General features: G+C 34.2%; 12 protein-coding genes and 1 pseudogene. 9 read left to right on the plus strand and 4 right to left on the minus strand.

Annotation, left to right across the window (positions count from 1 at the left end; translation table 11 throughout):
- Window positions 1–112: 112 nt before the first annotated feature.
- The 3 genes from FNW17_RS13125 to rpsA all read right to left on the minus strand — a co-directional run bounded on the left by FNW17_RS13125 (window position 113) and on the right by rpsA (window position 2,600).
- Window positions 113–412, minus strand: a complete 300-nt coding sequence (locus tag FNW17_RS13125; RefSeq protein WP_143391956.1) for a hypothetical protein — start codon at window positions 410–412, stop codon at window positions 113–115.
- Window positions 412–642, minus strand: coding sequence for an addiction module protein (locus FNW17_RS13130; RefSeq protein WP_143391957.1), 231 nt, complete (start codon window positions 640–642; stop codon window positions 412–414). Before FNW17_RS13130 ends, FNW17_RS13125 begins: the two co-directional genes overlap by 1 nt.
- 182 nt (window positions 643–824) lie before the next feature.
- Complete coding sequence (gene rpsA / locus FNW17_RS13135) at window positions 825–2,600, minus strand: 30S ribosomal protein S1 (protein ID WP_143391958.1); 1,776 nt, start codon at window positions 2,598–2,600, stop codon at window positions 825–827.
- Window positions 2,601–3,229: 629 nt separating this feature from the next.
- Between rpsA and FNW17_RS13140 the strand changes: the two genes are divergently transcribed.
- The 4 genes and pseudogenes from FNW17_RS13140 to FNW17_RS13160 all read left to right on the plus strand — a co-directional run bounded on the left by FNW17_RS13140 (window position 3,230) and on the right by FNW17_RS13160 (window position 6,391).
- Complete coding sequence (locus FNW17_RS13140) at window positions 3,230–4,108, plus strand: restriction endonuclease (protein ID WP_144071868.1); 879 nt, start codon at window positions 3,230–3,232, stop codon at window positions 4,106–4,108.
- Window positions 4,109–4,759: 651 nt separating this feature from the next.
- Window positions 4,760–5,302, plus strand: a pseudogene (locus FNW17_RS16575) (DUF4328 domain-containing protein).
- Between the two features lie 90 nt (window positions 5,303–5,392).
- Window positions 5,393–5,866: a nuclear transport factor 2 family protein gene (locus FNW17_RS13155; RefSeq protein WP_235893278.1), complete on the plus strand. Its 474-nt coding sequence runs from the start codon at window positions 5,393–5,395 to the stop codon at window positions 5,864–5,866.
- 318 nt (window positions 5,867–6,184) lie between these two features.
- Window positions 6,185–6,391 (plus strand): hypothetical protein, encoded by a 207-nt coding sequence (locus tag FNW17_RS13160; protein ID WP_144071871.1) that lies wholly within the window; start codon window positions 6,185–6,187, stop codon window positions 6,389–6,391.
- A 99-nt stretch (window positions 6,392–6,490) separates the two neighbouring features.
- Here FNW17_RS13160 and FNW17_RS13165 read toward each other — a convergent pair whose 3' ends face one another.
- Window positions 6,491–7,366 (minus strand): hypothetical protein, encoded by an 876-nt coding sequence (locus tag FNW17_RS13165; protein ID WP_144071872.1) that lies wholly within the window; start codon window positions 7,364–7,366, stop codon window positions 6,491–6,493.
- Window positions 7,367–8,195: 829 nt separating this feature from the next.
- Here FNW17_RS13165 and FNW17_RS13175 point away from each other — a divergent pair.
- The 5 genes from FNW17_RS13175 (at window position 8,196) to FNW17_RS16805 (ending at window position 13,016) form a co-directional block, all read left to right on the plus strand.
- Complete coding sequence (locus tag FNW17_RS13175; RefSeq protein WP_235893281.1) at window positions 8,196–8,423, plus strand: four-helix bundle copper-binding protein; 228 nt, start codon at window positions 8,196–8,198, stop codon at window positions 8,421–8,423.
- 182 nt (window positions 8,424–8,605) lie between these two features.
- Window positions 8,606–8,905 carry an ArsR/SmtB family transcription factor gene (locus FNW17_RS13180; protein ID WP_126563255.1) on the plus strand — a complete coding sequence of 100 codons (300 nt, stop codon included), beginning with the start codon at window positions 8,606–8,608 and terminating at the stop codon, window positions 8,903–8,905.
- Window positions 8,906–8,911: 6 nt separating this feature from the next.
- The gene (locus tag FNW17_RS13185; RefSeq protein ID WP_143391780.1) at window positions 8,912–10,018 is read left to right on the plus strand and encodes an NADH:flavin oxidoreductase; all 1,107 of its coding nucleotides are present in this window, start codon (window positions 8,912–8,914) and stop codon (window positions 10,016–10,018) included.
- Between the two features lie 445 nt (window positions 10,019–10,463).
- On the plus strand, window positions 10,464–12,683 hold the full coding sequence (locus tag FNW17_RS13190) for a multicopper oxidase domain-containing protein (RefSeq protein ID WP_394344377.1): 2,220 nt from the start codon (window positions 10,464–10,466) through the stop codon (window positions 12,681–12,683).
- Between the two features lie 108 nt (window positions 12,684–12,791).
- Window positions 12,792–13,016 carry a hypothetical protein gene (locus FNW17_RS16805; protein WP_394344378.1) on the plus strand — a complete coding sequence of 75 codons (225 nt, stop codon included), beginning with the start codon at window positions 12,792–12,794 and terminating at the stop codon, window positions 13,014–13,016.
- Window positions 13,017–13,463: the final 447 nt, after the last annotated feature.

Genomic DNA, 13,463 nt, shown 5'->3' on the forward strand with positions numbered 1-13,463 from the left:
TTCTTTAAAAAAAAATTTCCACAATCAAAAAATCTGTAAAAATCTGAGGCAAAAAAAAAGTCCCGAAGAATCGGGACTTTCTTATTCTAATAATTAAATTATTATTTACAAATCATCTCTCATACCAAATTTCTGAATTTCTTGACGTATGATACACTCCTTTTACTACAATACGATTTGTGTTTTCTTGAATTTCAAAATGAATGCCAAATGGAAATCGCTTGGTATAGGCAATTCTTGTATTTTTATATTTAATTTCAAAAAGTAAAGTATTCTGTAAAATAGTTTTAAACTCGTGTTTTACAGAAGCTACAAATTCTTTTCCAAGTCCTTTTACTCTTGAATTGTAAAAGTCGTTTGTTTCCTTTATGTCTTCATAAACTAAAGGCAAATAAATAATTTCATACTTCATTACAAAGCATCCAGTTTCTTCATAAAATCCTCATTCAAAATCGCAATTTCAGGATTTTGCAAATAGTCGTTGTAACGACGTTCTGATTCTTCTTGTTGCCATTGCGGAATATCATCCTCTGGATCAGAAGGCAAAATGATGACTTCTACTCTTTTTGCAGTAAAATCTTTTGGAAGCACAACGGTAAACGTATGATTTTCAATATCAATAATTTGTTTTATAGCTTTCATATTATCTGATTTTAAACAAAAGTACAAAAACAAATAGAAATAATAACAACAAAAACTAAAGGTAAAACTATCAAAATAAAATCCGTGACCCGAGCGCAGCGAACTGGCGAAGTGAAATCTGTGGCCAAAAAAAAAGTCCCACGCTTTAGCGTGGGACTCTCTATATCAAAACAATTAAAAGATTATTTCTTTTTCTCGTTTTTTTCCATTTTGGCTTTCAAACCAGCAAGAATATCATTGTTATCTCCAAGAGTCGAAGCTGGTGAATTAGTGTTAGAAGAAACTGTTTCTTGAACCGCTTTCACTGCTTTTTCTTCTTCTTCACGGAAAATAGCCGTGTGAGATGCTACTACTCTTTTGAATTCTTTGTTGAATTCGATTACTTTGAATTCAGCTGTTTCGCCTTTTTTCAATTTCTTTCCGTCTTCTTTTTCAAGGTGACGTGTAGGAATGAAAGCAACGATATCTTCGCCAAATTCTACAGTAGCTCCTTTGTCAACAATTTCAGAGATTTCACCTGAGTGGATAGTTCCCACTGCGAATGAATCTTCGTATTGATCCCAAGGATTAGCAGTAGTTTGTTTGTGACCTAAAGATAATTTACGTCCGTCAACATCTAATTCTAATACAACTACGTCTAATTTCTCACCAACATTTACAAATTCAGATGGGTGTTTGATTTTCTTAGTCCAAGATAGGTCAGAGATATAAATCAATCCGTCGATACCTTCTTCTAATTCTACGAAAATTCCAAAGTTTGTAAAGTTTCTAACGATACCTGAATGTTTAGAACCTACAGGATATTTAGAGGTGATATCAGTCCAAGGATCTTGAGACAATTGTTTGATACCCAATGACATTTTACGATCGTCTCTATCTAAAGTTAAGATTTGAGCTTCAACAATATCACCTACTTTTACGAAATCTTGAGCAGAACGTAAATGAGTTGACCATGACATTTCAGAAACGTGGATCAAACCTTCAACACCTTCAGCCACTTCGATAAATGCACCGTAATCAGCGATAACGACAACTTTACCTTTTACTTTGTCACCTATTTTAAGTTCAGCGTTCAAAGCATCCCAAGGGTGAGCGTTCAATTGTTTCAATCCTAATTGGATTCTTGTTTTCTCGTCATCAAAATCAAGGATAACCACATTAAGAACTTGATCTAACTCAAGAACTTCAGATGGATGGTTGATTCTTGACCAAGAAAGGTCAGTAATGTGGATCAATCCATCAACACCACCAAGGTCAATAAACACACCATAAGAAGTAATGTTTTTAACAACACCTTCTAATACTTGTCCTTTTTGTAATTTTCCAATGATTTCTTTTTTCTGTACTTCAATATCCGCTTCGATAAGCGCTTTGTGAGATACAACAACATTTTTGAATTCGTGGTTGATTTTTACCACTTTGAATTCCATGTTTTTATTTACATATACATCGTAGTCTCTAATTGGCTTAACATCAATTTGAGAACCTGGAAGGAAAGCTTCAATTCCGAAAACGTCCACGATCATACCACCTTTAGTTCTGCATTTCACAAAACCAGTAACGATTTCTCCTGTTTCGTTAGCCGAAATAACTCTATCCCATGATTTGATAGTACGTGCTTTTCTGTGCGATAATACCAACTGACCTGTTTTATCCTCACGGATGTCAATCAATACTTCTACTTTGTCACCTACTTTTAAAGCTGGATTGTAACGGAATTCGTTCAATGAAATAACACCTTCCGATTTTGCGTTGATATCAACGATAACGTCTCTATCTGTAATTCTAACAACGATACCTTCTACTACTTCTTCTTGATCTGTCGCGATAAAAGTTTTTGAAACTAGGTCTTCGAATTCTAATAAGTTTTTCTCATCTACGGCATCAATACCTTCTTCAAAGTTGTGCCAGTTAAAATTTGCTAAAAACTCTTCTTGTGATTTTAATTGTTCAGACATGCTGATTAAAAATTTGTATTCTGCATTTTCTCGAGTTTCATAACGTGCTAGAAAACAACAGAAGTTGTTTGTATAATTAGTTTTTACCCAAAGGAAACTCTTATTCACCAAAAGGTGTGCAAAAGTAATTCTTTTATTTTGAACTGCAAAACAATTCTCCGGAGATAATCTATTGATTTTTAGGAGCAGGACTTTTTGGGGGGTTTATGGGCTCTGCTCCCGCTTTTCGTTGCAATCTTGTCATTGCGAGCTTGCGCGGCAATCTCACAATATCAAGGATTTCCGCTTCAAACGAAGTTCACTGAACTCCGATGAAAATAAAAGTCAAGTGAAGTAATCAGGGCTATTTATGACTTTTGGGATTTCAACACCTTTGTCAAAGTTTAAAACTTTGACAAAGGTTCAATTTATCAAACCCCATCATTTTTAAGAAGAAAAAAAATCACTAAAAATCACATTATTTGCTAAAATAAAAAATAAATATTTTATTATTTTGCTAGAAAAAATGTATTTTTGAATTTAATTAAACACTAGTATTTGTTAGACAAAGCGACCCGATTTAAGGATGATAAGTCTGATTTTATCATACCTATATAGTAGTTGTGCCTAATACCAGAAAAAAAAACCGAATGGGAAGAAAAAAAATACACGATAAAGTACCAACTCACGATAAAATGATGATTCCAACTTTGGAAGCTCTAAAATTATTAGGTGGTTCAGGTTCTATAGATGAAATCAATGAAAAGGTTTATGAAGTTACTGGTTATGACGAAGAAATCTTGGAAATACCACACGATGAAAGTGGCGTCCAAACTAAAGTTGAATACAGATTAGCTTGGGCAAGAACATATTTGAAAAAATATGGCTTAATTGAAAATTCTTCTCGAGGCGTTTGGGCATTAATAGACAATGAAATTGATACTACAAAACTTGATTCTGACACAATTTTAAAAAAAGTTAGAGAAGAGACGAAAAAACCAAAATTAGATAGTAAACAAACTAACAAGGAAATTGAGTCCGAAATTGAAGAAGAAGTTGAAAACGAAATTGATTGGAAAGAGAACTTAATTTCCATTATTCAAAAAATTGAACCTTCAGCTTTTGAAAGACTTTGCCAAAGAATTTTGAGAGAAAGCGGATTTGTACAAGTAGAAGTTACTGGTAAATCTGGAGATGGAGGAATTGATGGAAAAGGAATAGTTAGACTTAATGGATTTTTAAGTTTTCACGTATTCTTCCAATCAAAAAGGTACAAAGGTTCTGTTGGTTCTGGCGACATTAGGGATTTCAGAGGTGCAATGCAAGGAAGAGCTGACAAAGGTCTTTTTATCACAACAGGCAATTTTACAAGAGAAGCAATTAAAGAAGCAACAAGAGATGGCGCTCCTCCAATTGACTTAATAGACGGAGAATTATTATGTGATAAATTAAAGGAATTTAATCTTGGAGTTAAAACTGAACTAATTGAAGAGGTTTCTGTAAATGCAGAATGGTTTTCGAAAATCTAGAAAGGTACTAGGCACAACAGTTAGGGTTTCGTTGCGTGCCCCGCTCCCGCACGAATCCTTTCGTGTGGCTGCTTACACAAGTAAAATTAATCAGAACCCCCGCTCCCGCACGAATCCTTTCGTGTGGCTGCTTACACAAGTAAAATTAATCAGAACCCGAGAGCGCGGATTTACAAACCGTGCCCCCGCTCCTGCACGAATCCTTTCGTGTGGCTACTTACACAAGTAAAATTAATCAGAACCCGATAGCGCAGATTTACAAACCGTGCCAACAATCACAAACAAATCCAATAATTGCCGACATAATAAAATAATCAATAAGGAATGAATTAGTTTTTTGGAGGTATTGCATTTACTCTAAATCCCCGCTCCCGCACGAATCCTTTCGTGTGGCTGCTTACACAAGTAAAATTAGTCAGAACCCGATAGCGCGGATTTACAAACCGTGCCCCTATAGCGCGGATTTGCAATCCGTGCCCACATACGAGCGCAAACAACAATCTACATAAATACCAAAATTACGAAATATAAGTGCAAGATTTAAAACCAAACTAACAGCGGTCTCAAAATGCAATTTTCCTCATTTGGATTGCTTTGGCAATGAATTGTATTTCATTAGTTTCCAGTCATTTTCAATATGATTTACTGAAAATGACCGAAAATGGAGGCGAAATTTCGGCAGAATCTGTAACTTCAAATGACAATCGGGAACAAGCCATTGGTATCATTCAAATTGTTGTTTTTATTTTATCTGCTATTACTTTTATTCAATGGTTTAGGCTTGCCTATTTTAATCTTCATTTGAGAGTGAATCGATTATCGTATTCAGACGGTTGGGCTGCAGGTTGCTGGTTTATGCCAATTGTAAACCTATTCAGACCTTATCAGATAATGAAAAAATTGTTTTAGGAAACCCGATTATTTTTAAAAAGAAATGAGGCGCACAAAAGCTAGCACCTTTCCTTACCTTCGTTGAGTTTATGGTGGACATTTTGGATTATAGATTGGTTTGTTGGACGATTTGCTTTTAAATATGCTATGAAAGCGGATACAATTGAGGAATTGACTACGAGTACAATTGCTCAACTCATCTCCAATGCTACTGGAATAGTAGTAGCAATCGTGACGATAAATGTCATTCAAGAATACAGTAGCCTTGAACGATCAATGCATAAAGTAAAAATAACGGAATGAAATTTAGGTTTACAAAGTGGCGCATACATACTACATACCGAAAAAAAAATTTTTTTGTTGTAAGAATATTTATTTTTGTTAAATAATACTATGAACTTGAAAAATAAATTTTACACAGTACTTTTTATCGCATTAGTTGCTTTTACAGCGAACGCGCAGTACAAAATAAGAGAATATGTTCCTGCTGATAAAATTCTTTATGACCAAATTGAATCAATGGATAAAGTATTTTTTGATGCCTACAATAGCTGCGATTTAAAAAAACAAGAATCAATTTATTCCGATACCATTGAATTTTTTCACGACAAAGCCGGATTAATAAATTCAAAGTCTGAAATTATTATAGGAACTAAAAATAATATTTGCGGTAAAGTAACTCGATATATAATTCCTGGAAGTATTGAAGTTTATCCTATACACAACTACGGTGCTGTAGAAATCGGATTTCATAGATTCTATAATAATCAAGAACCTGATGCAGAATCAAAACCAAGTAAATTTATTATCATTTGGAAAAAAGAAAATGAAAACTGGACAATTACAAAAGTTGTAAGTCTCCATTAACAAGAAGCCCGCTCCGTAAAGCCTCCGACTTTGAAGATCAGCTTTAAGAAGTCTCTCGACTTCGTACCAAAATAATAGGCAACTGTAACAAAAGCTAAAAGCATAAAATAAAGAATAAATTAAAACATTTTAATCATGAAAACAATACTAAAAACGATTCTAGTATTAGTACTAGTTACCACTCTGGGATGTTCACAAAACTAAACTATCCCAATTGATAAATCCAATAAATTAATAGGACATTGGATCAATCCTGTTTATACAGGAACAGACATTCACCTTACGAGAGCCAATTCCCTGAAATCGGATGAGTATGGAATGTCATTTTTAGCAGAAAGTCAATGTATAGAAAGAAGTTCAGGCTGGTGTGGCACTCCACCATTAACTTTTTCTGATTTAAAAGGCAGTTGGACAAAAACAGAAGCTGTTTTAATTGTTACCATCAATAACGGAATTGGACTGCAAAATATAAAATGGAAAATAAAAACACTTGACGACAAAACTCTACTAATGGAAAGAATGTGAAAAATTCCTTTCTCGCGCTATTCGCTTTAGATGAAAAACCAAGTCCTCTACGACAGTATACTGGCAAAATTTCGTACTGCAAACAAACCACAGTAGTCGTTATTTTTCAGCACTTTCGTACAAATTATGAATTTTTAAAATAACAACTCCAAAAACTATTGCTAAAATAATAAGAACAATATTGATTATTCCTTCAGTATTGAAGGATAGTTTTATCAAAATAGTTGAAATTATAAACCCAGAATTTCTAATTACACTATTGAATTTATCGGAATGTAAAAAAGAAAATAATAGTAAAAGAACATCGACTAGAATTAGTATCGTGAAAAAATCATCAAAAAATACTTTGTTTATATCTTTAATATCAGTCACAATTTTAGTCACAGAAAAGAAACTCTCATACAACCAATGTCCAAGACTATAAACAGATAGTGCTAAAAAAACAGGAACTAAAAAAGTGGCTATTGCCTTTTTTAAGGAAATAAATTTTATGATTTCAGGCTTAATGATTTCAGTTTCAATTTGACTATTACTTTTGATATCCCTGTAAAAAACATAGATTAAATAAAACATCAATAGGATTGCAACCAAATCAATGGTGAATAAAATATCGCTTTTTATTGAAAACCAGTTTGTAGAAAATTCTAAATTGGATAAATCTTTAAAAATTCGCCGTATTACAATCAACGAAATTATTTCATATTGTTTGCCAATATAGATCGAGGTCGATTTTGGTAAATAATACAATAACAAATACACCTCATAAATTAGAATAAACGAAAATGGAGTATATATTGCAGCGATAGGATTGCTCAATAATTTAGAGTGATGACTGATTGTAATAATATTCAGGTTTACCAATCCTATCAATAGCAAGTGCAAAAGAAAACTTGCAATCGAGACATAGATTATGATTTTTTCGCTTTTTTCTTTAACTTTTTCAGACAAAAAATAATCGTACATAGAGTTTTTCATATTATTGGGAGATTATATTTTTTGTTTAAGTAAAATAAAATAACTTTAAACAGTTGTAAATTAAAATAAATATGTAAATTTACAAAAAATAGTTAATCATATTGATTAACAACTGTTAAGAAATTATTTAAATAAAAAAAAATTATGTTTACAAAATTCAAAAAATCAGAACTTTTTACATTAATTGTTGTAGTTTGTTTAATTTTCATTTCTGAATACATCTATTTAGTTGAAGGAGATTTTAAAAAAGCAATATTTATTGGGTTATGGCCTCCAACAATTGTTGGATTACTAATTTTCTTTAACTTAAAATTAAAAAAGTAAATGAAAAATTTAGATATATTAATATTTACGAGTATTGTAGTAATCTGCTTCTTCAGTTTCATCGTATCCACCTTCCGGGAATTTGAAAGCCTTGCCAAAAAAGATGATTATTTGTCTAAAAAAAGAGGTGTTATTTCCAGAATTCTTGCTTATTTAGAAAGCTTGGTGTCGGATTAAAAAAGGCCTTTACGTATTTTCTAAAAGTAACATAACAAAAATGTGTTGTTTTTGTTTTGGACTAAAGTGCGATACACTAAAAGTACAAAACTCATTGTCATTAATCAGTTCATCTTTGAGCAGTTGTAAAAAATCATTTGCAACGCTAAATCAAGAAAAGATGAGTCACGAAAAATTTAAAGTATGTATTGATGCTTGCAACGACTCTGCTGCTGAGTGCGAACATTGTGCAACTGCATGTTTAAACGAATCCGATGCTGCAATGCAAGCCAAGTGTATTGAACTGGATCTTTATTGTGTAGATATGTGTCGAATGGCTGCAGCTTTTATGGCAAGGTCAGACGAACACACGATTGATTTTGTGAATAAATTTTGCGCCTTATGTGCAGAGATTTGTACCACTTGTGCGGATGAATGTGGAAAACACATACACATAAAACATTGTATAAAATGTGCAGAATCTTGTCGCAAATGTTCCGCCGAATGTCATAATATAAGTACAGTAAACAACTTACAAACTAACAGCTTGGATTATTTCCGAAACAAAGTGAACTAATCCCTGTCCATAAAAACAACCTATACAAATTTAAGTCAATCCAAAAAACCTCCTTTAAATTGTTTTAAAAAAAGGTTTTTATTTGATGTTTAAACGGTATTAATTCCTCCCTCCTCTCTTAAAATTATCATAAATATTCTTTCTAATATAGATATATCGGAAAAAGTCGATATATTTGCACTATGGATTATATAGAAATATTTAAGGCATTATCAAACAAGTCTCGATTACAAATGCTGGAATGGTTAAAAGAACCTGAAATCAATTTTCCAGAACAAATCAACTCGGGTTTTGAGCATGGTGTTTGCGTAGGACAAATTCAAGCCAAAGCGGGACTCACCCAATCAACAGTTTCCGAATATTTATCCATTCTACAGCGGGCGGGTTTTATCGAATCTAAACGTGTCGGACAATGGACATATTACAAACGCAACGAAGAAGCATTTACAGCATTAAGCAAAATAATTGAATCAAATTTATAAAATACTATGAGTACAAATAGCTTATTTACGCCTTTCAACTTGAAGACGCTAAATTTAAAAAACAGAATTGTAATGGCACCAATGACGCGTTCTTTTTCTCCAAATGGAGTTCCTACTGATGAAGTAGCCGCTTATTATCAAAAACGTGCCGAAGGAGAAGTAGGTTTACTATTATCCGAAGGAACCGTTATCAATAGACCATCCTCTTCCAATGATGCTAATGTTCCCCACTTCTACGGCGATCAAGCCTTAATAGGATGGAAAAGAGTAATTGATGAAGTGCATACCGCTGGCGGCAAAATGGGACCACAAATATGGCATATGGGAATTATGGACAATCACCAATCCGGTTGGATTCCACCCGTACCTTTTGAAGGACCATCAGGATTAAATAGACCAGGCTTCAGCAATGGAACTACAATGACCACAAAAGATATTGAAAACACAATACTAGCTTTTGGACAAGCAGCCGCCGATGCCAAAAGATTAGGTTTTGATTGTATTGAAATTCATGGCGCCCACGATTATCTAATTGATCAATTTTTTTGGGAGGCCACCAATCTTCGTACTGATAGTTATGGTGGAAAAACCCTTGCTGATCGTACCCGTTTTGCTGTGGAAGTTATCAAAGAAATTAGAAAACAAGTGGGCGAAGATTTTGCAATTATTATCCGTCTTTCTCAGTTTAAACCCTCGGATTACAACTTCAAATTAGCAAAAACACCACAAGAAATGGAAGCTTGGCTGAGCCCGTTGGTTGATGCAGGTGTAGATATTTTACATTGTTCTCAACGCCGTTTTTGGGAACCTGAATTTGAAGAAAACGATCTCAACTTTGCAGGCTGGGCTAAAAAAATAACAGGAAAACCAACTATTACTGTAGGTTCTGTAGGACTTTCTAGTGATTTCTTCGGAGCATTTGCAGGCGAAAGTTCACAACCAACTTCTTTGGATGAACTGACAAGACGTTTAGACCGTGGCGATTTTGACTTAGTAGCGGTAGGACGCCCTCTTCTATCCGACCCAAATTGGGTTACTAAAATAAAATCAGGAAAAATGGATCAGCTTGTTGGCTTTAGTAAAGAAGCCTTAGGCGAATTGGTATTAGTATAGTTCCCTAACAATAACAAACAAAACCTCCTTTAAATCAGCTTTAAAGGAGGTTTTGTTTTATATAAAAGTTACTATTGACTTCCATTCGCTAGATCTTTTAGATTGTGCTCTTTTTTAATACTGTCGGAAGTTTAGCCCGTATCAAATAGTATTTTAAAACAGACACAATCATTTCAAAAACAGTAAATTATACAATTGTTTCTATAATTATACAACATGAGTCTTGATTTTATTCCCGAAATTGGCCTTCTGATAAAAGTTAACCCTAAAAGTATATAATTATGTTGAATAACGGTAACGGAGAAATGCATATGGGAGATTATTCTTTCATGGGAATACACCCATTTTGGTTTGTTTTAATACTTGTACTGTTTCTTTTTATGTTGGTATTGGTCTGCCGATTTAGAAAAATAAAATAAGTAATCCACACTTAAGTATCCTAAAAATGAAAAAAATAATAACAGTTGCACTCCTTCTTGTTACATACTCTTTTGCGCAAGCACAGGACGCAAAAAGTATAGATACGAAGAAAAATGAAAATACTCAAAAGGCGCCATCCACAACATACACCTGCCCAATGCACCCAGAAATTCACGCAGACAAGCCAGGAAACTGTCCCAAATGCGGGATGACTTTAGTCAAGGAAAAACCGAAAGCAGTGAAAAAATCTGCCGTGAAGAAGCAGAATGAAAAGACAACATCCATAAAGAAGACTTCTGATCAAAAGGCGGACACAGAAATTAAAAAAGCGGATAGCAATGTTGTGACTAATACTCATAATATGGGTAATATGAATATGCCAAAAGCAAATTTAGACTCAATGAAGACCATTGTAAACAAAACTCCACCAAGAACAGTTCGTTATGATTTGTATGTGCGAGACACCATCGTAAATTTCACAGGTAAACCTACAAGAGCAATTGCAGTAAACGGACAAATACCCATGCCAACATTGACCTTTACCGAAGGTGATACCGCTGAAATTTATGTCCACAATGAATTAAATGAAGATACTTCCCTACATTGGCACGGATTGTTTTTACCCAACAAAGAAGATGGTGTGCCCAATCTAACCCAAATGCCCATCAAACCCCATACTACTCATTTATACACCTTTCCAATTATTCAACACGGAACGCATTGGTACCACAGTCATACTGGATTACAAGAACAAATTGGAATGTACGGTTCCTTTATTATGAACAAAAGAGAAGAACTTGCCATACCCACCGTTCCCCTGATTTTGAGTGAATGGACCGATATGAATCCCAACAATGTACATCGAATGCTGCACAATGCTTCCGATTGGTTCGCCATTCAAAAAGGATCAATCCAGAGTTATGCAGAAGCTTTAAGAAGGGGACATTTTAAAACGAAGCTTACTAATGAATGGAAGCGAATGAACGCTATGGATGTGAGTGATATATATTACGATAAATTTTTGATCAACGGAAAAAACGAAAGCCAATTATCACAATTTAAAGCGGGTGATAAAGTTCGTTTACGAATTGCAAATGGTGGTGCATCAACCTATTTTTGGTTAACGTATGCAGGAGGGAAAATAACTGTTGTGGCAAGTGATGGCAACGATGTAGAACCCGTTGAAGTAGACCGATTAATCATTGCAGTAGCCGAAACCTATGATGTCATTATAACTATTCCAAACGATAAAATTGCTTACGAATTTTTAGTGACCTCGGAAGACCGTACAAAATCTGCTTCTTTATTTTTAGGGGATGGCATTAAGAAATTTGCCACTCCTTTAGCCAAGTTAAAGTATTTTGAAGGGATGAAAATGATGAACTCTATGATGAAGATGAATGGAGATTTGGAGGATAGTGGAATGAAAATGAGCCTCAATAAAATGGACATGAATTCGGTGATGTATCCGGAAATTACAGGAAGTGATACCATGAAACCGGATGATAAAATGGGAACTATGAAAATGAACGAAGCACATCACGATAGTGCTAAATCCTCCAATATTACTACCCTAAATTATGCTTTATTGAAATCGCCTTCCAAAACAAATCTTCCAAAGCAATCGCCAGTAAAAGAATTAAAGTTTGAACTTACCGGAAATATGAATCGTTATGTTTGGAGTCTGGACAACAAAGTCATTTCTGAAAGCGATAAAATCCTGATTAAAAAAGGAGAAATCGTACGCATGATCATTTACAATAATTCGATGATGCGACACCCAATGCACTTGCATGGCCACGATTTTAGGGTTATCAACGGGCAAGGCGATTATTCACCTTTGAAGAATACCATTGATATTATGCCGATGGAAACCGACACTTTAGAATTTGCAGCTACTGAAAGCGGAGATTGGTTTTTTCATTGTCATATTTTGTATCACATGATGTCGGGTATGGGAAGAATTTTCTCTTATGAAAATTCTCCTGCCAATCCTGAGATTCCCAACCCGAAATTGGCGCAGCGAAAATTATTTGCAGAAGATAGAAAATTTCATTTCATGGCAGAAAATGATTTTGCCACAAACGGAAATGATGGTGAGGCGATGTTAGGAAACACTCGATGGAGTATTGGCACCGAATGGCGATTGGGTTACAATAATCACCACGGGTATGAAATAGAAACACACGTTGGACGATATATTGGCAAAATGCAGTGGCTGATGCCGTTCGTTGGTTTTGATTGACGATCTAGAAAAAATAATTTAGGAGAAATCGAAAATAATTTATTTAACCAAACCAATTCTAAAGACAATCGGGCTGTATTTAGTGCAGGTCTCGAATATACTTTGCCAATGCTGATTATAGCGCAAGCAGAAGTATTTACAGATGGAAATTTCAGAGTCCAATTTGAAAGAAAAGACATTCCAATTTCAACAAGAGTAAGAATGAGGCTAATGTGGAATACAGACAAAGAATATGCGGCTGGTTTAAAATATATTGTCAAAAGAAATTTTGGTATAACGACTCATTATGATAGCGATATGGGTATTGGTTTTGGATTTAATTTGAATTATTAAATCCAGTTTAAAAGTTTTAAAAAACGAACTTGTTCTATTTTAATTATTTTTAATGGGAATTTTGCAAATTAAGGATGTAATAGTGTAACTATCAAAAACTCCTTTTCATTTAATTTTACGAAACACAAATTTATATGTAATTTAAAAAAAATAGTATGAAAAATGTTAATGTAAGTATCGAAGCTTGTTTGGCCTGCATGGTAGAATGTGAAAAATGTGCAACTGATTGTTTAACGATGGAGGGACACAAAGCCTGTATCAAACTTTGCCGTGATTGCGCTGATATCTGTGCACTTTGCGCTCGTTTGTGTGCCAGAGGCTCAAAATTTGCTGATGAACTTTGTTCTTTATGTGTAAAATGTTGCGAAGAATGCGCCCTTGAATGCAGTAAACACGAAATGGAATGTTGCAAAAAATGTGCAAATGTGTGCAAGAAATGTGCAGAAG

Origin of the sequence: Flavobacterium franklandianum, assembly GCF_007097365.1 — a bacterium.
GTDB lineage: Bacteria > Bacteroidota > Bacteroidia > Flavobacteriales > Flavobacteriaceae > Flavobacterium > Flavobacterium franklandianum.